Annotated in this window: 16 protein-coding genes; 2 read left to right on the forward strand and 14 right to left on the reverse strand. The window is 40.1% G+C overall.

Features of this window, described 5'->3' with window-relative positions:
* Nucleotides 1-280 precede the first annotated feature (280 nt).
* Together ACFOOI_RS21285 and ACFOOI_RS21290 are read left to right on the forward strand one after the other, a co-directional pair.
* Nucleotides 281-583, forward strand: coding sequence for a putative PEP-binding protein (locus ACFOOI_RS21285; protein WP_379840234.1), 303 nt, complete (start codon nucleotides 281-283; stop codon nucleotides 581-583).
* A 159-nt stretch (nucleotides 584-742) separates the two neighbouring features.
* Nucleotides 743-1,186 (forward strand): hypothetical protein, encoded by a 444-nt coding sequence (locus ACFOOI_RS21290; RefSeq protein WP_379840118.1) that lies wholly within the window; start codon nucleotides 743-745, stop codon nucleotides 1,184-1,186.
* Nucleotides 1,187-1,345: 159 nt separating this feature from the next.
* Here the strand turns inward: ACFOOI_RS21290 and ACFOOI_RS21295 are convergent, their stop codons facing one another.
* The 14 genes from ACFOOI_RS21295 to ACFOOI_RS21360 form a co-directional block, all read right to left on the reverse strand.
* Nucleotides 1,346-2,218, reverse strand: a complete 873-nt coding sequence (locus ACFOOI_RS21295) for an ISL3 family transposase (RefSeq protein ID WP_379840119.1) — start codon at nucleotides 2,216-2,218, stop codon at nucleotides 1,346-1,348.
* Between the two features lie 462 nt (nucleotides 2,219-2,680).
* Nucleotides 2,681-4,957: a glycoside hydrolase family 127 protein gene (locus tag ACFOOI_RS21300; RefSeq protein ID WP_379840120.1), complete on the reverse strand. Its 2,277-nt coding sequence runs from the start codon at nucleotides 4,955-4,957 to the stop codon at nucleotides 2,681-2,683.
* A gap of 93 nt (nucleotides 4,958-5,050) precedes the next feature.
* On the reverse strand, nucleotides 5,051-6,976 hold the full coding sequence (locus tag ACFOOI_RS21305) for an alpha/beta hydrolase-fold protein (RefSeq protein ID WP_379840121.1): 1,926 nt from the start codon (nucleotides 6,974-6,976) through the stop codon (nucleotides 5,051-5,053).
* Nucleotides 6,977-7,007: 31 nt separating this feature from the next.
* Nucleotides 7,008-8,237, reverse strand: a complete 1,230-nt coding sequence (locus ACFOOI_RS21310) for a glycosyl hydrolase family 8 (RefSeq protein ID WP_379840122.1) — start codon at nucleotides 8,235-8,237, stop codon at nucleotides 7,008-7,010.
* A gap of 63 nt (nucleotides 8,238-8,300) precedes the next feature.
* Nucleotides 8,301-9,416 (reverse strand): alpha/beta hydrolase, encoded by a 1,116-nt coding sequence (locus ACFOOI_RS21315; RefSeq protein WP_379840123.1) that lies wholly within the window; start codon nucleotides 9,414-9,416, stop codon nucleotides 8,301-8,303.
* A 29-nt stretch (nucleotides 9,417-9,445) separates the two neighbouring features.
* Nucleotides 9,446-11,542, reverse strand: a complete 2,097-nt coding sequence (locus ACFOOI_RS21320) for an alpha-L-fucosidase (protein WP_379840124.1) — start codon at nucleotides 11,540-11,542, stop codon at nucleotides 9,446-9,448.
* Complete coding sequence (locus tag ACFOOI_RS21325; protein WP_379840125.1) at nucleotides 11,535-12,992, reverse strand: cellulase family glycosylhydrolase; 1,458 nt, start codon at nucleotides 12,990-12,992, stop codon at nucleotides 11,535-11,537. Before ACFOOI_RS21325 ends, ACFOOI_RS21320 begins: the two co-directional genes overlap by 8 nt.
* 11 nt (nucleotides 12,993-13,003) lie before the next feature.
* Nucleotides 13,004-14,581: a carboxylesterase/lipase family protein gene (locus ACFOOI_RS21330; protein ID WP_379840126.1), complete on the reverse strand. Its 1,578-nt coding sequence runs from the start codon at nucleotides 14,579-14,581 to the stop codon at nucleotides 13,004-13,006.
* Nucleotides 14,582-14,585: 4 nt separating this feature from the next.
* Complete coding sequence (locus ACFOOI_RS21335) at nucleotides 14,586-15,467, reverse strand: alpha/beta hydrolase (RefSeq protein ID WP_379840127.1); 882 nt, start codon at nucleotides 15,465-15,467, stop codon at nucleotides 14,586-14,588.
* Between the two features lie 48 nt (nucleotides 15,468-15,515).
* Nucleotides 15,516-16,346, reverse strand: coding sequence for a sialate O-acetylesterase (locus ACFOOI_RS21340; RefSeq protein ID WP_379840128.1), 831 nt, complete (start codon nucleotides 16,344-16,346; stop codon nucleotides 15,516-15,518).
* Between the two features lie 14 nt (nucleotides 16,347-16,360).
* Complete coding sequence (locus ACFOOI_RS21345) at nucleotides 16,361-18,025, reverse strand: GH39 family glycosyl hydrolase (RefSeq protein ID WP_379840129.1); 1,665 nt, start codon at nucleotides 18,023-18,025, stop codon at nucleotides 16,361-16,363.
* A gap of 7 nt (nucleotides 18,026-18,032) precedes the next feature.
* Nucleotides 18,033-19,580, reverse strand: a complete 1,548-nt coding sequence (locus ACFOOI_RS21350; protein WP_379840130.1) for a glycoside hydrolase family 43 protein — start codon at nucleotides 19,578-19,580, stop codon at nucleotides 18,033-18,035.
* Nucleotides 19,580-21,250 (reverse strand): glycoside hydrolase family 43 protein, encoded by a 1,671-nt coding sequence (locus tag ACFOOI_RS21355; RefSeq protein WP_379840131.1) that lies wholly within the window; start codon nucleotides 21,248-21,250, stop codon nucleotides 19,580-19,582. The genes ACFOOI_RS21350 and ACFOOI_RS21355 overlap by 1 nt, the downstream gene beginning before the upstream one ends.
* Nucleotides 21,251-21,270: 20 nt before the next feature.
* The gene (locus ACFOOI_RS21360) at nucleotides 21,271-23,730 is read right to left on the reverse strand and encodes a glycoside hydrolase family 95 protein (protein ID WP_379840132.1); all 2,460 of its coding nucleotides are present in this window, start codon (nucleotides 23,728-23,730) and stop codon (nucleotides 21,271-21,273) included.
* Nucleotides 23,731-23,792: the final 62 nt, after the last annotated feature.

The raw sequence follows: 23,792 nt of genomic DNA on the forward strand, positions 1-23,792 counted from the left end.
CTTAGATTTACTTTTAGATAATGTTTGTGTATTAAATAATGTTTGGGTTTAGGAAATTCCGGGTCAATATTTTCACATAATTAGAGATTTTTTCATTAAAGATTTTCTGTTCGGGAAAGTCCATTTTTAGTTTGTTCTTGAAAAAGTACAAAAGTTTTTTTTACTATCAAAAGTGCTATTTTTGAGTATTATAGGATTGGTTTTTGAATAAAAAACATGTTTTCAAGAAGCATGGATTTGTGAAAAAGTAAAAGAAAATTATTTTGGCATAAAGTTTGGAATTGATGGATTTTCTATTGGGTCAAATGACCTTACCCAATTGGCACTTGGTGCCGACCGAGATTCGGAATTGCTAAGCGAAATATTCTCGCCATTTGACCCCGCCGTTATGGAGCTTATTCGCATGTCTATTACAAAAGCAAAAGTTGCTGGAGTAAAAATAGGTTTATGTGGTCAAGCCCCTAGCGACTACCCCGAATATGCCCGTTTTTTGGTTGAGTGCGGTATAGATAGTATATCATTCAACCCAGATGCCTTAATGGCCGGAATAAACAATATAAACGAAGCCGAGAAAAAATCATAAGATTGTAGAATAAGTTACTTTTGAGCTACCGAAATAGCCTAAATTATATACATATTTAGAGACCAAATACGAGTTATATGTTTGGTTTTTATAAGATATATATCATATTTATTTACGTATATGCAGGTTAAATTCGTGTTAGAATTAATTAACATTACAATGAAGAGAGAAGAAGTTTTAAATAGAATTATAGAAGAGCATACCAAGGTAATTGAAAATCTAAAAAACTCAGTGAATCGATTCCAGTCAGCATCAGATTTGGACGAAAATGATACTTTGGATCCAGACGATTTTGCGAGACAAACTGAGGCAAAAGACCTGCAACTGCGGTTTAAGCAAATGTTAGATGAGGCAGAAAAAGTACATGTTTTTGCTTTAGCCGAAAAAAACAAAGAACATGATGTAGTAGAAGACGGTGCTATATTAGAAACCGACACCACTTTGTTTTTTATAGGACTTTCCCTTCCACACTTCACTTTTGAGGGTAAAGAGGTTTTCTGTATCACAAAAGATGCGGCAATCTACCAAAGTATTTTAGGTAAAAAAGTAGGAGATAAATTTGAATTGGGAGAGGAAACTTTACAGATAGTGGCTATTTATTGATTTTTCGAGATCGAATTAAGAAAATATCAGAAATGCCGTGAGCTTAATTTCAGCCGCATTTTATTTAAAAAAGAAAGAGGCCGTCTCACAATTAACTTGAGGCGGTCACTTTTCATTTAATATAATTTGTGGTGATTTTACGATTTTTAAAAAATGGCTCTATGCTGAATAGAGTGGGTAATTAAATTTGAGTTTATCAGCGATGAAGTAAATCATATTGATAAAATTGTTTTTGTTTCTATATCCTTTAGCCCTTGCTTTAGCTAACTGAATTTTACTGTTTGTACCTTCTAAAATTCCGTTTGAAATATGATATTTAGAATAATTTGTAATTCCTTTCCAATGCTTCATAACTGTGTTTACAAATTTTTCAAATTGAGGTATCATTGCTTCTTTAGCCATATCACACCAATAGGCTAAAAAAACTTGTGCATCTTGAGGTGATTTTATAGACCCAAAGTCGTCAAATAGTATTTTTAAACGATAAGCTGTACCTAACCTTGGTAAGGCTTCTAGTGATATATCTCGCTGTGATTTTTGTGATACTGTCATGTTCTTCTCATTTTTGAGAAACAAGTACTTTTGCCCTTTAAGCATTAAGTAAGTTTTTAATTCTTGTTTTCTTAAGTCGTCCATACTTTTATTCAATAATGCTTTAACATGGTACCTATCAAATACTATTTGAGCATTAGAAAATTCTGATTCAACTCCACTAATAAAAGAGGGTGACAGGTCAATACAAACCTGCTTAATAGCCTCCCTTTTTGTATCTGTAGTTTCCAGATAATCAGCAATTTTTGTAATAGTTTCTGCTCCTTTACCTTCGGTGGCATGTACAACCCTTGAAGTCTTCATATCAACGGCAACGGTTATATAATTATGCCCTCTTTTAGAACTGGTCTCGTCTATTCCCAATGTTGAAATATTATTATGCTCTGCATCGGAATAAGCAATTCCGAGCCAATAATTAAAGATATTCCCAATACGGTTGGGGTACACGCCAATCACTTTACCAACCTTATTTACGGGCATTTCTTGTTCAATTAACAACATACTAAAAGCCTCAAAAGTAGTGTAAACCCACTTCCTTCCCTTCCCCAAGGGACCTCGACTTGTTTTACTTTATTATCTAATGTTTTTAAGCGAGGAACAAGGCAGTGTAAGAAACATTTATGCTCGAAAAAATTTAAATGTCTCAAAGAACGTTCAACTCTATCGTGTACGTTACTTTTCTTATTTGAGTCAATAAAATACCCTTTTTTGAAGTCGATAGTTAAATGCAACTCTCGGCCTGACTGAGACTCAAGAAATTCAGCTTTTGACACATACCATGGCTCTTGAAGACCTAATGCAAGTTGAAATATTTGTTCGCTATTCATACCACAAATATCAAAATCTATTTATTAAATTTAAATACACTTTTAACAATTACCCACTCTATTCAGAATAGCACCAAAATAAATTTAAAATAGTTAGTTATTATATTTTGTTTTTTTATTCATTGCTGATAATTCGTATTTCCGTAAATCGAGGTGTTGTGTAATTTGACATTACTCTAATTTTTAAGCTTATTTGCTCAGCTTTTGGAAGTTTTAAGCGTATTGTTTTGCTATTATTTGAAAAGACTTCTATTGAGATACCATTAATAGTAATCTCAAGATTCTCCGTTTTAAAATCATCCAAAGAACTGATTTCAATATAAGTACCACGTTGGTCTTTATTCAGAAGCTGATATGAAATAAATGACCTCGTATTTCTCCAAAATTGCTCCTCGTCATAACCCGAATTACTTTGCTCTCCAATGTAATTATGATCTACTTCGGGCTGTTGTTCGCCACAGTTTATTTTGTCGACCGTCCGTGCCTCCAGTGCCATTAAGGCCTCTTCTGTTTGTTTTTGAATATCTTTTTGCTTTTCGTATTCTTCTTTGGTAAATGTTTGAAAATACATTTGATAGCGAGCATCATGCAAATCAAAAAACGGTTGAAGATGCAAGGAATCTAAAGTGAAATTCAAATTATCAATCGGTTTTAGTTTTGACAAATAGTTACCCGATTCATCTACTAAGGCGTAGGCCTTATTGATAGGAAAAAGCTTACCTTTGGTTTCATGTCCCATACGGCTGTCGTCTGCAAAAAGCCCTCTTAAGTCTTCAGTAGATGTTTTGGCAGCCAAAACTATAGGGCCACGAACAAATGCCGCCCAATTTGACCCATCTGGCAGGTATTCAAGTCGAGTTTTCATCCCAAATTCTATTGAAATCTTATCCCCATTTCTCCATTTTCTATCCAAACTGATATATTCAGAAGGCTTTTTGTTTATTTTTTGGATTTTACCATTTACAGTAACCTTAGCACTTTCAGCCCACTTTGGATACCTGATATTGAGCGAAAACGATTGATTCTTAGGTAATTTCATAACCAATTCCGTAGTGTTTATATAAGGAAAATTGGTGTTTTGAATTATCTGAATCCCTTTTTCTTGCCAGTTTAATTCCGAAGGAATAAAAAGATTGACAAATACATCATTGTGGGTGTGGCTGTAAATCAATTCGCCGTATTTAGTATGATTTTCTAAGCCTGATCCCACACAGCACCACATGCTAGTTTCGGGTTGTGAATATACGCGGTAATGATTGGGGCGAATGGGTGTAAAATAAACAAAGCCCCCTTTTTCGGGATGTTGGCTCGAAAGTATGTGATTGTAAAGCGTACGCTCATAAAAATCAAGATAGCTGACATCGTTTTTGTCTAAAAACAAAGCCATACTTAGTCTAAGCATATTAAAACTGTTACAGGTTTCGGGACCTTGATTGCTTACTAACATTTTATTGAAATCGTCAATCGGATTAAAATGTTCACGAAAGCTATTGCCGCCGAACGCCACACTTCTGGTCTGTGTTACATTTTGCCAAAAATATTGTGCCGCACCTGACCAATCGGCATTGTTTGTGAGCTTTGCTATTTTTTCAAAACCTATCACTTTTGGTATTTGGGTGTTAGCGTGTAATCCCGTAAGTTTATCTTCTTTGGCGAGCAAAGGTTTCAAAATACTTTGGTGAGAAAGTCTTTGAGCTGCAGCCAAGTATTTGCTTTCATTTGTGATGATATATAAATCAGCAAAAACTTCGTTCATGCCTCCATGTTCGGTGCGTAAAACCTGTTGGACCTGTTCATTGCTGAGAGGTTTTATCAGTTCTAAAAACCAATCGCCCAATCCAATAAGAATATTCTTTGCTTCTTGATTTCCAGCTATTTGATATGCATCACGTAAGCCTGCAAAAAGCTTATGAATGTTATATAAAGGCACCCAAGTGTTATTTAGCCCAAAGGTGCTCCCATCAATATCTCCCTTATGAATCCTTTCCCAAAACACTTTACCGTTAGGTATGCCGCCCACATATCCATTTCCATTTTTTGCTTGGCAGCGAGCTAGTTCGCTCACCATATATTCCAAGCGACTTTTCATTTCGGGGTTTCCAGTACTGGCATACATCATGGCTAAAGCAGATAAATAATGCCCACCTATGTGGCCGTCTAAACCCGAGCTTTCCCAGTTGCCATACCGCTCAGCTTTGAGGGGCAAATCAGAATCAATCAAATAAGGTGCAAGTAATTTATCTGGATTTAAGGCCAACATGTATTTTAGATCTACCTCTTGTGCGTTTTTAAATACACCTGCAGTCAGTTTCACTTCCTGCAATGGGAAAGGCTGCATTTGTGCCCATGATAGGCTAGAATGTAAAAGGAGAATCAGTATTGTCTTTTTCATTTTTTTCTAAATTGAATTTAGGTTACCTGAAGCTTTAACCGTTTTTAGCAATGTGCCAAAATCTGTTAAAGCCTTTTATTTTTAAAGGCAATTTTACTTAAATAATAACTGCGAAAACATATACAAATCATGACGCCAAACTGGCCAAGCATGTCCGCCTGCATATTCACTATATTTGTATTTGATACCCATGGCGTCAAATTTTTTCAACATAATCTGGCAGTTGGCGTGAGCAATGTCTTCTTCACCCCCTTGCGAAATCCACAATTCTTTCAAATTTGCGTTAATCGTGCTCACATTTTTTTGCATATATTCATATTGTGGGTCAGAAAGCTTGGTGTTGTTTGCCCACCATCCTGAGCTGAATACGCCGAGATAATTAAATAAATCTGTATTTTTCAGTCCTGCGTGTAAAGTTTGTAAACCTCCCATAGATAAGCCTGCTAAGGCTCTATTCTTTGCGTCTGTTTCTGTTCTAAAATTATTTTCTACAAAAGGAATAGCTCCCATTTTGAGCTCGTTTTCAAAAGCTCGAAGTTGTTGCTCTCCAAAGCTCGCAATACCACCACCGCTGCCAATATTGCCGTCTAGCATGGCAATAATCATAGGTTTTGCTTTTTGATCAGCGATAAGGTTATCCAGTATTAAATCTGTTTTTCCTTGGGTCGCCCAGCCACGTTGATCTTCACCACCTCCATGAAGTAGATACAGAACGGGATATTTTTCTGATGATTTATCGTAGCCTGGCGGGGTGTACACGTACATTTCTCTCCACGAATTACTAACTTTTGAGAAATATTTCTTTATCCGAATATCGCCATGAGCTACATCTTTTAGTGCATAAAAGCCCCCTTTTTTATATGGAATTTCAATTCCGGATGCCATACGACTCATGCCATAGAAAGTTTCGCTCGCTGGGTCTGCTAAAGCAACTCCATCAATGATTAATGAATAATAATGAAAACCTCGACTTATCACATCTGTAGTAATATTCCAATATCCACTAGTATCTTTTACCATATCATACTTTTTACCTAAATCTATCTGTACTTTCAGTGCTTCAGGTGCTTTTACTTTAAAAACTACTCTGTTGTCTGGTAAAATTTGCGGATATTTTGCATTGCGAACATTTGTGATGGCAGGTGTACCCAAGACCGTATAGTTTTCTAAAGTAGTGTTATCAATAGGTTTAAACAAAAACTGAGAAAACATATATAAGCCATTTTTCCAAACCTTAAAATCATGACCTCCAGACTCTAAATAGTATACATGCGGCACTTCGTTTTCATACAGGTAATCGTGGGTGCGTTTACTAAAGCTAAGGAGTCCATCTGCATCGCCGCATGAAATCCAGAGCAATTTAAGTTTTTTCTTAGTTTCCATTGGGTTTGGCACTAATTCTTCAGGTGTTTTTGTATTAGGGGCTGAAGAAAAACCGCCTACCCAAGAGAATTTATCTAAGTTACCCAGGCCAAAATTAAGCGACTGCCCACCACCCATAGAAAGTCCCGCAATGGCCCGATTATCTTTGTCGGTCAAAGTTGGATAAGTTTTTTCTATAAAAGGAATAAGGTCGTTTAAAAGGTCGTTTTCAAAATTGGCAAAAGCTTCTACTTTATCTTTTTCAAAAATATTTCCTATGGCTCTATCATCTTTCATTGCTCTGCCGTTAGGCATAACCACTATCATGGGTTGGATTTTGCCTTCGGCATACAAATTATCCAAAATATTTTGGGGATTTGCACCAATAAACCATTCCAAATGGGTACCTCCTATGCCATGGAGTAAGTATAAGACGGGATACTTTTTCTTTTTATCGAAATTTGGAGGCGTATAAACAACGGTTTTGCGTTTACTTCCAACCGTTTTAGAGACATACAAAACCGTATCTATTTTGCCTTTAGCTATGTCTGACCTCTCAGATTCATAACCATTTGGCATTTCTTTTTCCATTTTTTGAGAGAAAACCATATTCTCACAAAAAAACAGTATGGCTAATACAGTTAATAGTTTTTTCATTTTTTTAGATTTTAAAGGTTGAATATTAAGGTTATTTTTGAGGTTGAATTATCTTGTAGTTACCGCTCAAATGCATTAAGTTAAATAGATACATAAGCCCATCGAAATAAGGGTCAAAATATCCGTCATCGTAAGGTTCAAGTTTAACATTCCAAATGGCGTGAACAAAATCATTGCTTTCCTTTCCTTTGTTAATAAGGGCTGTAGATGCAGCAGTTGAGACCAAACCTATAGAATGACGAAGTTTTTTTACGGGCCCTGCTTGTAATATAAACTCTGGCTTGGAGCCGTCGAGATTAAACTGGTCGTCATAGCTTTCTAAACCTTTTGATCTGAGAAACCTCTGAAACCTTTTGGCATAGTCCAGTTGCCATTTTTTGTCTTTGCCATACCAGGTATAATCCATCGCGATATTCATTGGTACTCGCCAAGAGTCATACCTAAAACCTGGCTGCATCCAGCGGGTAGGATGTGGAGCACCGCTAAACTCAGTATAGTCGGAGTTAAGGCCAGTTACTGGGTGGCAAGCTCGATGCAAAAACACACGAGAGGTGTCAGCACATGCTTTATAAAATTCCTCATGGCCGTCTTTGGCATATTCAGCCCAAATTTCATAAAAAGCAGGTATGTGATAGGAAGGGTCTGTCCACTTATAGCCATCACCTTCAGGCACAAAACTTATTTGTTTATGTTCGGTATTGATGACATTATAAATGTTTCCAGTGCCGTCTTTTTTCCACATAGCATCCAAAATTCTCCTGGCTTCTTTGTAGTAATTTATTCCCGTGTCATTTCCCCATTTGTTAGAAGCAAATAATAGGCTGGTAACAAAATAAAGTTCACCATCGGAGGCCGATCCCAATGAATTTTTCTTTTTTGTGATGGGGTCAATACTCCATGCAAAGTATGCTTCTCTTGGTCCACTCTGGTGCTGTGAATATTTAACCGCCCACCGCCAAATATTATCAAATATTTGTTTTTTATCCAATTGGACTGCTACCATCATTCCATAGGACATTCCTTCTGAGCGAGCGTCTTTATTTTTTACGTCTGAAACATAAGCGAGTGAATCCCCTTCTTCAAAATAAACTTTGTTTGGCCCTTCAAAAACATCGAAATATGCTTTTTTTAATTTGTTGTCAATTTCTGCTTGGCTATAACCCAACTCTTTAAAAACATTGCGATAGCGAACCTTTTGGGCGTTTACAGTGCAGAAACAGAAAAGACCAAATAAAACCAGGGTATTCCTAAATTTTTTCATCGATTTTGATATTTTTTTTTAAATAATTTTGACTTGAGTTTTAATAGACGGAATGCCTTAAATTTATTTAAAAAGCAATGGTGCTAACTCATGTAAACTTCTTCTCCATGTTTGGAATTCATGCCCTGTATTTTCGGAAACATAGGTGACAGTATTAAATCCCGCATTCTTTAATTTTGTGGCCGCATCTAAAATTCGCTCAGGTCTTTCTTTGCTTCCACTGCTTAGAAATATCATTTTTACTTGGGATTTTTCTTTGATTTCCTCTGGTAGATAAGTACCCCCACTTAACAAAGCATAATATCCAAAAACTTCAGGTTTGTTAAGGGTAATGGTATGGGTTTCCATACCACCCATAGACAGCCCAGCCATGGCTCTTTTGTCTTTGGTGGCGAGCGTTCGGAAATTTGAATCAATGTATGGAATCAATTCATCTACAAGCACAGTTTGAAAGGGTTCAATTTTGAAATCTTTCATTCCTCCCCATTTGATTTCATTGGTCATGCCGTAAGTATTTACAATAATAAAAGGAATAATTTTTCCTTCGGCAATAAGATTATCCATGATAAGGTTAGCATGGCCTTGGTTCATCCAAGCGGTTTCGTCTTCGCCCCAGCCATGTTGTAAGTACAATACTGGATATTTGCTTAGGCCTTTTTCGTATGCAGGGGGGGTATAAACAAATGCTCTGCGAGAAGAATTAGTACTTGGCGAAGGAAATAATATTTGTTGCACATTTCCATGCGGAACATTTTTTAAAGCATAAAAATCTTGATCATGTGCGGGTATTTCTATGCCACTCTCCCAACGGGTGGAACCGTAATAATTCATAGCTCCTGGATCGTTAAATTTTCCACCATCAATATTTACATTGTAATAATGAAAACCTTCGTCCATTGGGACTTCTGTAGTGCCCAACCAGGTGCCATCTTCCGCTTTTGCGAGTTTAGTGCCGCCTTTGCCGCCCAATCCTAAACTTACTCTTACGCTATCCGCAGCAGGAGCTACTATTTTAAACCGGGCATATCCCTGAGAGTTTACCATTGGGTATTCCTGCTGAGGCTGGTTTTTAGAAGATGGCTTAAAGTCTTCAAGCACAGCCTTATTCTGTGCATCTACACTGATTACTCCAAAAGCCATTGAGGCTATAAGGGCAGTTTTTAAAATTGTTTTTTTCATTTTTTCTAAAAGGTTGAATATTTAAAAGTTCACTTGGTGATTATATCTATTTCGGCTATCCCTGCATTATTGTTATTACCGACTGTTTTGAGTGCTTTCAATTTTATATATCTGGCGGTTAAAGGATTAAATACATTCACCTGCCATGTCGGATTGTTTTTAATGTTAGAAAACTCTCCTTCGCTTACCAATTTCCAATCTAAGTTGTTTTCAGAAATAAAGAATTGGTATTGGGTAATAATGGAAGTTTCTGCCCACCAATGTTGGTCTGGCAAATACCTAAAACCACTAATGGTCTCTAATTTGCCAAAATCAATAATCAAGTCAATGGGAACTTTATCGTTTTGCCAAGAGGTGAATTCGTCACCATCTATAATATTTAGGATATTGTCATCCGCTACACCAAGTACCTTCCACTTTTTACGCGAAATTTCAAAATTTTCTTCACTAACTTCACTAATGGACTGGTTAGTGGGGTCATAGGCTATGGCCTTAACCGTAATTTTTCCATCGTGCGTTGGAAACCACCTTTGGTATTTAGACGATTTTGAGCTTGGCAAACTACCATCTAAAGTATAATATACCTCAGATTCCGAGTCGCTTGATTTTATTTGTACTTCGCCTGCCTGATTTCGAGAAATGATTGGGGGGAAAAGAATAATAGGTGCTAAATACACTTCCAAATTGCTAATGAGCGGACAGGCTTTGGCGTCCGTTATGTTTAGTCTAATTTCTGTGGCAGTGGTGGTTGGAAACCTCAAAATTCGTTTATACCCTATCGTAGTTTCTTTTGCGATTTCTTTCCAAGAACCTTGTATTTTAGCTTCTAAGGTAAAAGATTTAACCCTTTGGCCTAGTTGAATAGGCTCTTGAACCAAAAAGCGATTGAATGTGATAGGTTTTGCAAAACGCAAAGTCAAGGTGGCATCTTTGGTATTATCATTGGTAGCCCAAAAAGATTCTGGATCGTCATCTACCGCCATTAGAGAATTGAATGTAGAGCTTTTACACCTAACTTCAGATGCAGAAGCAATAGCGTTTTTTGTCAGATTATTGGCAAACGCCTCTTTACGTGCTTCTGCAAAAGCTAAGACATTTTTTTCATCGGTAGGATGAATAAGACCATTTGGCATAATGGGAAAATTGAGCAACAAAGTGCCATTTCTTCCAACTGAATTATAATAAGTATCCATTAGTTGAGGAACATTTTTCACCCTCCCATCTTCTTTTGGGTGGTAAAACCATTCAGGTCTGATAGAAGTATTTACTTCGCCAGGTACCCAGGCGTTTCCATTTTCAACACCATGACGCAGCATGTCTTCGGGCACATCGCCAGTGGAATCCAGTAAACTCCAGTTGGTTTCGCCAATATACCCCGCCTCTGTGCCCACCCAGCGAAGGTCTGCACGGTCACCACCATCATTCCATATGACGATATTGGGTTGCAGGTCTCTCACCAGTTTATAGGTGTTTTTCCAATCGTAATAGGTTTCTCGGTCTATTTTCCGGTTTTCATTAGCACCGCCGTAATAACCAGTGCCACCGTTGGCTCCATCAAACCACACTTCGAAAATCTCACCATAATTGGTCAATAGCTCCGTGAGCTGATTTCTGAAATAGGTGATGTATTCGGGTTTACCATAGTCAGGATGGTTTCTGTCCCATGGAGAGAGATAGATGCCAAACTTCAGTCCGTACTCCTTACAAGCTTCGGCCAGTTCTCTTACCATATCGCCTTTTCCATCTCGCCAAGGGGAGTTTTTCACAGAATATTCGGTGTATTTTGAGGGCCAAAGGCAAAAGCCGCTGTGGTGCTTAGCCGTAAAAATAATGCCTTTCATGCCTGCTTCTTTGGCTATTCTGGCCCATTGTCTGCAGTCTAATTCCGTCGGATTAAAAATCTGTGGATCTTCATTTCCAAAACCCCAAGCCATATCTGTATACGTGTTTACAGATAAATGCACAAAAGAATAATACTCCATTTGCTGCCAGCCGAGTTGGTTCGCATCTGGAATCGGCAAAACTGGCTGAGGTGCAGAAACCTGAGCGAATACGCCAGTAGAACAGAGGATTGTGAAAATAAAAAGTAACTTTCTTGAGCGTAAAAAATGATTTGTTTTATCCATTGGTCAATGCTTTAAGTGCTTCCTTGTCAGTTATTTCGTATGTTCTTCTATCAAATATCCCTGATCCTGTTTCAAAAACTCCGGTATCCCAATAGAATGGAATGAAGTGATTTTCAAGGCATTTTTTAGTGACATATTCCAAATAATAATTTCGTGATTTTATGTGAAGTGCCAAATCTTGACCCGTCAATTGCAGCCTCCTTACGGCATTAAATTCCCCGATAATGACAGGAATGTTTTTGTCAATAAACTTCTTTTTCATGAGGCTAAATAATTGGTCTACCGTGGCCTCTTCGCCCCAAGTTGGATTTCTGGAAGGGTTAGAAACTGAGTGATTATTTTTGCCCCAAAAGAAAAATTGATTACCCCAACTTTCATCTTTTTCTAAACCACAGAAATTCCAGGGCGTATAGAAATGAACCTCAGCCATCAGTCGATTTGGCTCGCTATCTTTTGGCCAAGTGTTCATCAAATTATTGGTTTTGTCAATGTCCGTACTGGGGCCTTGTATCACCAAAACCCGATAGGCGTTTTTACCTCCCGTTGCCCGAACCGCATCCACAAAAGCCTGGTGATAAGCATCCAAAACCTTCATTTGCTGAGCATTTTCTACATTAGGCTCATTGGTACCTGCAAAAAGGAGATGTTCGTCAAAGTCTCTCAAATGCGTAGCGATTTGTTCCCAATAAGCCGTTTGTTTCTCAATGTTATCCTCTTGTTTTTCGGGCGTAACGTTGTTTTCGAGCCAGCCGCCATCCCAGTGGATATTCAAGAGCACATAGACGTCGTTTTGCACACAGTATTGCACCAATTCTTTCACTTTATTGAGCCAATTTTCATTTATTTTGGCAGTGTTTTTATCGGCATATTGGTCCCATGAGCAGGGAATTCTAATGGCATTGAAGCCATTGGCTTTTACGGTTTTGATCAGTTCATTGGTGATCTCAGGATTGCCCCATGCCGTAATGCCTCCAATGGCCTCCATGGTGTTGCCAGCATTCCACCCAAACTTCATTTTAGCAGCCAATTCAGTAGCATTGCTGCCCATTCCTACCTTATCTGGAGCGGTGGGTGAGGTGTTAAAACTTTCATAAGTGCGGCCCAATTGTTTGACAGAAATAGCCTTGCTAGCACCATTTTTTGTGGTTAGCGTTATGTTGGCTGTACGAATATCGGAGCTTGGGTTTTTGGAAGCTGAGATATTGATAAAGGTATTGCCCGATGAGCCTTTTGACCTATCTACGCTGATCCAATTGGCGTTTTGAGGGATATCAATACTCCAAGAATCAGCATTGGTATTAATAGACAATACCTGCCCTCCGCCCGTCTTCTTGAACTCAAACTGCTCTTCAGAGAGCGTAATTGTTTCAATAGTCATCTCTTTTTCACACCCCAATGAAAACAGGAGCATGAAAATTATTACAACATGTGCTTTAGTGTGATGCTTCATTTTTATTAAAATTACTTGGCCCATTCCATACCCTCGGCGGTACGTCTCCAGTCGAAATACTTATCGAGTACTTTCATAGCAGCCTCGCTCGGAATCCCACCCATTTTGGGTTTGTGATGAAAGTACATGGCTTCATGATTTTCTTTGGTGAAAGGTTTCCACTCTGGTACGCCATTGCCATTTGGATGTCCGTATTTGGCAAAATTGGTCCAGTAGGTCATGATGGCCTCAGAGAGTGCAGCATCTGAGGGAGCTGCCTGCTTGCTTTCAGGATTGGTATGGCCAAAAACATAAGCAACATCTTGACCATGAGGGGAGCCCGTGCCATGGAGTGGGGAGTCTTCGGGGTAGTCGGGGTGCTGGTCAAAATAATAGTAGTACACCAGAGACTTGCCCGTTTCAGACTGCAGCTTGGCCCAGCTCCAAGTTTGCCAGCCAAAGGCCGCATCTCGGGCCAAATCACGGGCTGTTTTGGGTACTTTTGTTTCTCCTACAGGATATGCTTTGATCAAATCATCGGCAAATTTCCCATAGCGTTTTTCTACACCTGTGATGTAATCTGCAGGCGTTTTGGGCGGTTGAAAACTCAATCCTTCATCAGAATTATAGCCTACTAAAATCGGAGTGTCATTGTATTTTCCTTGCTCGTATAGCCTGTGTTGATCAGCAGGAATCACGTATCCGTCAATAATGGGCCAGCCGCCCGGCATCCCAAAACCCATCGGCAGTTTATCTGCAGGAATGGCCCTTAGTTCGGCCAAAGTTTTTACCCCTGCTTTTTCCATGTATTCTATGCCCGATTTTTCGGCATAAGCCAGTAATTTTTGATTTTCGCCCGGATAGGTTGTCTCTCTGGGTGGACCGAAATTGCCACCACTTTGAGAAATGGCTCCATGGAATAGCCCTTTGGCCAAAGGCGAGGCAGAAAGCATACTTACGGCAATACCACCCGCTGATTCGCCAAAAATGGTCACTTTATCAGGATCACCGCCGAAGGCCGCAATGTTGTTTTTGATCCATTGTAAACCTGCAATCATATCCAGTAATCCGTAATTGCCAGAAGTTTTTTGAGGAGTTTCGGCACTTAATTCTGGATGGGCCAAAAAGCCTAATTGACCCACTCGGTAAGGGATGGAGACATAGACCACACCTTTAGCAGCCAAATTTTCTCCTGTATAACCCGGCTCTGCAGTAGAGCCAAAAGCAAAGCCACCACCGTAGATCCAAACCAAAACGGGTAGTTTTTCAGAGGGTGTTTTAGCTGGGCTCCACACATTGAGGTAAAGACAGTCTTCACTTTTTCCGGCTGCGGGCGTACCACCTTGGAACGGACTCGGGCCATAATTGGTAGCCATTCTGATACCTACCCAACTTTCGGCGGGTTGTGGTGCTTTCCAGCGGTTTGCTCCACCTGTGGAGGCTCCAAAGGGAATGCCTTTGAACACCTGTTGGCCTTTTACATAAGTGCCTTTTACTTTGCCATACTGCGTCTGAACTGATTCCCAGGCTTGAGCAAAAACTTGGCTTAAGGAGAAACCAAGGACAAAAAATAGGAGTGTCAATTGTTTTTTCATCAAATTGAATTTCATTTTTTTAGAGCAGATTATTGCGTTTAAACCAAGCAAAAAGCGGCTCCATCCAGCCTGGATGTCTGAAGATAAAGCCGTGATCGCCTTTGGGATAGATATGCATTTCTACTTCCACCTTATTTTTTCTGAGTTTTTCAAAATAAATGATGCTATTGTCTACATCTACCACTTTGTCGTCAGCAGCATGGGTAAGCCAAGTAATGGGTGTGTTTTCTTTGACCTGTAAATCATTCGAAAAGAGCTCAATATCTGCCTCGCTTGGGTTTTTGCCTAAAAGATTATCGCGTGAGCCTCCGTGGGTCATGCCATTTTCCATGCTGATTACAGGATACACCAATAGCTGAAAATCAGGTCTTAGGCTGGTATTGTTTGGGTTGTCAATGACTGACTTTTCAAAATGAGTAGCGGCAGTACTGGCCAAATGCCCACCTGCACTAAAGCCCATCACCCCAATTTTGTTGGGGTCAATACCATATTTCTGGGCATTTTCACGCAAATATTTGATGGACTGCTGCACATCTTGCAAAGGGCCAATGCGTTTGTCCTCCATGATTTCGTCGCTGGGTAGACGGTATTTGAGCACAAAAGAAGAGATGCCTTTTTCGGCTAAAGACTTAGCAGAACCGAGCCCTTCACCATTGTATACTATAACCCCGTAGCCTCCACCCGCTATGACTATCACAGCTGTGCCATTCGGATTTTCTGGTTTGATGTATTCCAGCGTAGGATTGGTGATCCCTTTGTAAAGACCCCTTTCGGCACCAGTTTCTTTTATCTCACTGGGTTTGGAATTAGGCACTTCTGAGGGGTACAAGGTGATGATTTCTTGAGCTGCTACAGAGAGCTGAATTAGGATACTCAAGAGTACAAAAACTGACTTTTTCATAGAAGGGTTGAATAGTATAATAAATCTAAGTATTTTATTGGCAATAGCTTAGGGTTTTAAAAGCCCGAGCATGGTTTCGGCATATCGTTTCCCAAATTCACGTATTCCAGCCGTGCTAAAATGAAGTTTATCCGGTACGGCTGGTAAGCCTTCAGAAGATACCACATGAGCCATGGGAATGACCTGAGGCAGGGTAGCGATGATCTTATTCATGCTGGCACATTTACCACCTTGGTCTTCACCCACCAGTTCCCCTGCCAATAGCGGAATGCTGTTTGGAGCTAAATTCAGATCGACTAAAAGGTCATCATAGATTTTTTTGACTTTCTGCGGCCACAGGACATCACCCGTATTTGATTCTCCCTGATGCAGCAAAATTCCTTTGATCACCCCTTCTTTTTGGGCTTTTTGGGCCAATTCTACCAGCCTCTGGTAGGGGTTATAACCGTATTCATTGGCCATATTGATCATCCAAGGTCGCTCCGCAGCAGAGGTATCAAGGTATTCCTTGTATTTTACTTTGTCAAAAATCTCAATTTTACTACCTGCTACAGCCACATTTACCAAGCCTACTTTAACCTCAGAGGGTAGGTTTTCTACCAATGTTTTTCCAAAATAATCTGCAGGAGAAAGCCGGGTATTGCAGCGAAAAAGTGGCGGCACGGCAGTTATCCATTCTCCTTGTTTTCTTCCTAAATCTGGGCAATCTACCGCTGCTAACATTTTAAAACGCTCGTTAGGTATTTGATCTTGAGGCTCTATGGCGGCAGGGCCTTCCATATTTGACTGACCTATGCAAAGGTAGATATGGAAATTAGGGTCCTGAGCTTGAAGACTTGTGAAGCCCATAAAGAGCAATAAGTTTAAAAGTAATTTCATCGTTTATTTTTAAATTAAGGTTGACTAATATGAATAAGGCTTATGCCATGAGAAGGCAAGTCAAAATTCAATTCTAACTGATTTTTGGTAATGTTTGACCAGTAAGGCGAGGTCAATAATTGCAGTTGCCCTGCTTGCTCCAATGTTTCGAATTGACGCTCATTTACATTTTGTGGGCTGCCCATGGCTTTCCATTTTTCGTAAGAATTACTGAAGTTCTCATCGATTCTGTAATGAGAAACATGGGCTTTTTGACCCGTCAAATTTTGGATTTGCAAAGCAACATTTGCGTTTTCCATGTTTGTAATATCATCATGATAATTCCAGACCATGACCCAGATATCTTTTCCGTTTTTGGAAGCGATGGCATTGATGTTATTTTGTTCTTTGACCCCATTTGTGATGATGTCATTTACCATAAAACTTGAAGTGCTATTTACAGAAAGTCGCTCTCCCTGCATCATGCCAAACATTCTGAAGACGTTCAATACGGGTTTGTCAATGCCATTGGTGGCCAAATCACGAAAACTGGCAAACCAAGGTTGGTTCTCAAACTCAAAAGACCAGCTCACTGCACCTTGCAAATTGACTTGAGCTTTGTCCATCAATTCATAAATGCGGGCAAAAGATGCTGCAGTATAACTGGCATACATGGTGCCGTTTCTATAACCGTATTTGGGCTCTCGTTCTTTAGAGCAAGCGGCACAGCCTTCAGGGTCACATTCGCCTATGATGACCGGAATATTTTTAAGCTCAGGAAAAGAATTGACTGCTTCAAAAGCCCGTTGAATGTCTCTGAGTTGTGCTCCCATATTCATCTGAATGCGGCCATCTACCAGCTCAGGAGAGCCTTTTGCATGGAAACCAATGTACTCCAAAGGCGTTCCTTTTTTGCCCGTGGCGTAGTTTTGACCTCTCAGGCAATGCTCTATAAATTTAGTCAGATAATTATAGGCTTTGTCACTTCGGGGGCTGGTGGTGTGTGGACCACCAATGGTGCATTCAGGACAGGCTTTTTTAAGCCCATCTGCAGCATAATCATACATTTTGCAATACTCCTCAAAAGTACCTGACCAGTAGGCGATGTCTGGCTCATTCCACACTTCCCATAACCAGCTCTCTACTTCTGCTTTTCCATATCTTTCTACGGAGTGTTTGGTCCATTGGAATACCAGCTCTCGCCATTTGTCATAGTCGTTTGGTGGGTAAGTCCAGCCGGTCCAAAGATTGCCGCCCGTGCTCCAATAATGCTCGTAGGGTTCGGGTTTGGAAGATAAGGCTTTTGGCATAAATCCGATTTCCATCAAAGGTTTCATGCCGAGAGAAATGTAAGTATCAATGATGCTATCTACCACCGTCCAATTATAAATGGGATTGCCATTTTTGTCTTCGGTATAGGCATCTGTAAAACCCCATTTCAAATCTGGACCCGGGCTATCGCCTCTGGAGGTGAGCAAATTATGGGCTCTTACATATACTGGTACGGGACTCAAGGCGGCCAGTTCTGAGAGTAATTTTTGACCGTCTGGTTTGGTCGTATTATTAGGCTCATCATAGCCGAAATAGGCCCAAAAGGGTTTCATTTCACCAATATTACTATTCGCATCTATTTGAATATTTGTTTGAGCATAAATGGGCTCCACAAAAAGTAAAAACAATAAAAAGAGGTAATTTTTCATAGTACTTTTAGTAAATTGAATCTGAAATTCTAAACCAGTCAAAATCTGCATAACCGCCAGTTTGCTGGGTAGCGTAATTAAATAAGCCAAAACGATAGCCCATAAAGTGAGGTAAGGTGTAAGGCATTTTCATGGGAGCACCCACGGCCGTCCAGTTTTTGCCATCCAAGCTACAATAAAACTGAGCTAAATCTTTACCTTCTTTGAAGTCACAATCGGCTTTGAAGAATACTTTCTTTTTGGTCAATGGAATTCGAATTTCTTCTTTGCCCGCCGCCACACTTTCCATCACAATGTATTTTTGACCATCCTGCATTTTCACACCGACCAAGCCATAGTTTTTTTGTAATAAACATAAACCGGCAAAGTCACCATTTTTCATTCCTTTGGTACTTAGTAGGGTGCTTCCACTGCTTTCTGGGCCTATGGTTCTTTGGGTCAGCGTATTTTTGGCAAACACAAATGCCGTATCTACTCTACCTGTTTTGAGTCTTAAATAACCTTTTTGAATTTCCCAAAGCGAATTATCAGGGTTGTGATTCCACTGCCATTGCAAGGGTAAAGTCTTTGTTTTTCTATTAAACTCATCCGAGTTCACGAGTGTAGGAATTAAACTTTTGTTGGCAGGTAAATCAAGCGTCATTGGCACTTTGCCATTTTCGCCCAAAACTGGCCAATCATTTTCCCACTTTACAGGTACCAAATAAGGAATACGACCTACACCGCCATTGTCTTTAAACAAATACGCGAACCATCTGCCGTCTGGAGTGTCTATCAAGCCTCCTTGTGCCACGCCTTTGTCCTGAAGTCCAATTTTACCTTCCCATGGTCCATTGATGTTATCAGCTCTGTGAATCACCACGGTTCGCATTCCTCCACGTGGCCAAGTGATATTGAACATGTAATACTTGCCATTGACCTTAAATAACTGTGAGCCTTCCGCCCCAAGCATGATATTGTCACCTGCTGGAGCACTGGCGTTTTCTATTAATACTTTCTCTTCTACGCCGGGCATCAAGCCCGATAAATCTGGTTTGAGCTCCAGAATTTTGAGTCTGCCAGCGGCATAGATCATGTAAACTTTGCCATCGTCATCAAAGAAAATGGTTTGGTCGTGATAGGCAGGTTTAAAAGTTTGCTCAGTCCATGGTCCTTTGATGTCTTTCGACCTGAAATTGTGCGTTTTGCCAGAGGTGGCCGCAAAGGTATTGATGATAAACTCCCCATTGTGGTAGCGAATACAGCTGGCCCAAGAGCCGCGGCCATAGGTGCTTTGACCTTTATCGAGGTTCATGGCGTCATTATTCACCAGGGTATCATAGCAATAACTTTCTAATTTCCAGTTGATTAAATCCTTGGAGCTCATCACGGGCACACCAGGACTCATGTGCATAGTGGTGCTGCTCATGTAATAAGTATCACCTACCCGCACCATTGACATGTCAGGCACATCGGCATGTATGATGGGGTTATGAGCTTGGGCGAAAACTGAAGATTGAAAAATCATTCGCCCAAACAACAAACAACTAAATACTATTTTTTTAACTGAATTCATTATTTCAAAACAGCATCTTCGCCGCTGTATTTCAAGTACTTAAATGTGGCTTTGTTATCCGATTTTTCACCATTGGAAGTGGCGTACACGGCAAATACGTTCCCAATAAAACCACCAGAAACTTTGGTAGATAAGTGCTTGCCATCTTGGTCTTTGGCCAAAACTTTGAAATCTTTTCCATCTTCTGAAATTTCAAAATGGCATTTATCTGCATTATTGGTGATGCGTAACACTAATTTCCCATCATTGACAGGTAAAGTATTGATCAGTTCCACATCTTTTTTGCGATGCACACTCTTATATAATTCTACCTGTGTTTGGCCATCTTTGATCGATTTTGCCAAGAAATAATAATGACTTTCATCTTGAAAAATGACCAATCCAGCTTTCTCATTTTCAGCTTTTGGCGAAAAAACAAGTTCAATTTCGGCCGTACTATTCATGTGTTGTTGGCGTTTTGCCACAAAAGACGGATTCCCTTGCTCTGAAATGGTTTCAGGCTTAAGGTTAAGCGTTAGGCCTTTCTTGGAGGTTTTGAAAGAAGTATAATCTACCGTACGCAAGTGCATCATGGATAAATCCAGACCTTTTTTGAATTTCATGGTGTATGAAAAATTGCCATTTGTTGGCAAAGCCCCTTTTTGTTTTACCTCTTTGATATTCGTTTGGTACTTGTATTCAATGGCTTTTTCGCCGTGTTCGATCATCGGCCAGTCATTGACCCAATTAAGTGGTGCAATAAACATTTCACGACCTGTATTATAGTAATCTCCTACATAAGGACGTACAGCCAAGAATATAGAATACCAATTACCATCTGGACCCTCTATAAATTGGGCGTGCCCCGCTGAGGTGATCGGATTTGGACGATCAGCTGGTAATTCTCTTTGAGTCAAAACAGGATTTCCTTCATAAGGCACATATGGCCCCCAAATATCTTTGCTACGCAAGGCCACTTGTGAGTGATTGACCGAGGTGCCACCCTCGGCACAGTATAAAATGTACCAATCGTTTCTTTTCAAAATGTGTGGCCCTTCAATCCAAACTGGTTTTTTTGTGATATCCACGCCGCCGTTTATCAATTGTTTTTTCTCGCCAATAACTTTCAAGTTTTTATAGTCAAATTCATACATTTGAACCGTACGGTGACCAGGATAAAGTGGCTTATTATCAGGAGCATCGCTATTGTACACGACGTAGGCTTTGTCGGTAGCGTCATCAAAATAAATCGATGGATCTATGCCTCTAACTTGTGGTAATTTTACAGGATCGCTGTAAGGCCCGGCAGGATTTGTGGCCGTAACTACAAAGTTTCCATCATGGTCAATATCAGTACAAGTCACATAATAAATGCCCTTGTAGTAGGTAATGGCAGGGGCAAATAAGCCACGACTCATACGCTCACCCATGAAATCCATTTGCGAGGGACGGTCAATTACATTCCCAATTTGTTTCCAGTTTTTCAAATCACGGCTGTGCATGATAGGCAAGCCTGGGAAATACGAAAATGTGGAATGTACCGAATAGTAATCTGCACCCACCTTTACGATACTTGGGTCTGGGTAGAAACCAATGAGTATTGGGTTGGTCAATGTGACTTGTGCAAAAGCAACATTTACACTACAAACCAGTAAGATGATCTTACAAATTTTTGCTATTGTTTTTAACATTGTAATCTTTATTTAATTCGTTAGTTTTTAATTAAGAAAGTGATTGTTTGACCTTTTTGCGTGGCTATGTCATACAATTTAGTTACTGCCAAACTTGGGCTTTTTATACTTGCTTTTTCAGAAATCAAAGGTTTGGCGGTTTCGTCTAAACTATAAAAAGGATTAGGGTTGTTGCCATTTGCCTCGTTTAGTTTGATGCTTGTGCTTTGCTTCAATTCATTCGGTGTACGTAGTCTAAGATTTCCGCCGAGATGAGATTTTACGACCAATTTCACCAATTTGGCATTTTCCCACACCATTTCAACGATTTCAAAACCTCCAATTGCCTTTAAGCCCGAAATTTTTCCAGAAGGCCAAACATCTGGCAGGGCGGGTAGTAAGTGTACGGCACCATCGCTGCTTTGCATCAACATTTCGGTGATGCCCGAGGTACAGCCAAAATTTCCATCGATTTGGAATGGAGGATGAGCATCAAAAAGGTTATTATACGTACCGCCGCTGCCTCTTTCGTTGCCAATGGGGGTCAATTGATTTTGAATTAATTTATAGGCATGGTTCCCATTTTGAAGTTTGGCCCACCAGTTCACTTTCCAGCCCATACTCCAACCTGTTGAGACATCTCCCCGATAAATCAGAGAGTTTTTAGAAGCTTCAAAAAGTTCGGGCGTACGATAAGCCGAAATTTGATTTGAAGGATAAAGACCGTAAAGGTGCGAGATATGGCGGTGTTGGTCCTTAGGATCATCTATGTCATCGAGCCATTCTTGCAATTGATTGTGCTGCCCAATATGCATAGGCGGCAGTCTCTCTCTCAATGTTTTAAGAGAATCTACGAAAGATGCATCTTTTTTAAGAATTTGAGCTGCATTAATGGCCTTACTAAACACATCAAAAACGATCTGATTGTCCATCGTGACACCCGCATCGAGGGAAGAGCCATCGTGTGCAGCTGGAGCGTTTTCAGGCGAATTTCCTGGATTTACCACCAGCCAGTGATTTTTGGGATGCTCCACAAGAAAATCAACATAGAAAAGGGCTGCACCCTTCAATATTGGGTAGATTTCAGTCAAAAAGGACTTGTCACCAGTGTATAAATAATGCTCCCAAAGATGCTGACTTACCCAGCCACCACCAGCGGTCCACATGCCCCAGAAGGCACCATCAATAGCCCCCGTAGCTCTCCAAATATCTGTATTGTGATGGGCCATCCAGCCTCGGGCACCATACATATCTTTGGCCGTTTTTTGACCAGTGATGGAGAGTTCTTTCACCATTTGCAAGAAAGGCTGATGCAGCTCGGATAGATTGGTTTTCTCTGCCGGCCAATAATTCATCTCTGCATTGATGTTGATCGTGTATTTGCTGTCCCACGGTGGCTTGATTCGGTTGTTCCAAATACCTTGAAGATTGGCCGCCTGTCCACCCGGTTGCGAAGAGGAAATGAGCAAATACCGGCCATATTGATAGTATAGTGAGACCATCTGAGGGTCGTTGACCGAATTGAAATTCCGCAAACGCTCATCGGTCGGTTTATTCATCTCAGATGTTTCTCCCAAGTTTATTTTCACCCGATTGAAATACTTTTGATACCCAGCTATGTGCTTACTTTTTTGAAGTGCAAATGACTTTTGAAAAGCCTGATTTAGACAGGAATTGGCTCTTTTGCTGGCATCGCCACTCACGTCATTGTAGGCATTGAAATTAGTGGCCATGGCTATGAAAATGGTAGCAGCAGTAGCATTTTGCACCGTCAAAGAAGTATCGGTTTTGCTGAGTTTTCCTCCCTCGAGTTTAATGCGGGTAATGGCCTCAAAATTTAGGACACTTTCTACTACTTCATGGTCGCTGGTTTTGCCTTTGAGTACGAGGTTATTACCTATGACAGACGCATTTTTTCTTGTATGTAGACTGCTATAATGGGCTGAAAATGAAACATTTGAAGGCTTCGATGCCGAGATACGCATCATTATCACTCTATCGCCAAAAGAGGCAAAGGTTTCACGGGTGTAAGTGACTCCATCTACTTCATAAGTGGTTTTGGAGATGGCTTTTTCAATGTCTAGTTCGCGGTAATAATTTTGGTAGTTTTGGTGCCCAGCAAAGCTGAGCTCCAGATTGCCGACTGGCTGAAACATCTGCCCATGAGATTTTTTGCTGATGATGGCTTCGTTGGCCAGCTTTTCGGCTTCTTTGTGATTACCCTCCCAAATCAATTTTCTGATTTCTGGCAAAGCCTCCAATGCTTTAGGATTATCATTTCGATTTGGCCCACCGCTCCAAACGGTATTTTCATTCAGTTGCAGCGTTTCATTAGGCACATTCCCATAAACCATGGAACCCAAAAAACCATTACCTATGGGCAGGGCATTCTCCCAAGTAGTGCCAGAAGGTTGGTTGTACCAAAGTTTCAGGTTTTGACTATTTTGAGCATAAGCCACCACAGACACTAATAATAGGCAAATTATTAAGGACTTTTTCATATTTTTAAGGTTGAATATCTAAATCGCTAAAATCAATTTTGAAACCGATTGAAAATTTCTAT

The organism is Lacihabitans lacunae, from assembly GCF_042649125.1.
Lineage (GTDB): Bacteria > Bacteroidota > Bacteroidia > Cytophagales > Spirosomataceae > Leadbetterella > Leadbetterella lacunae.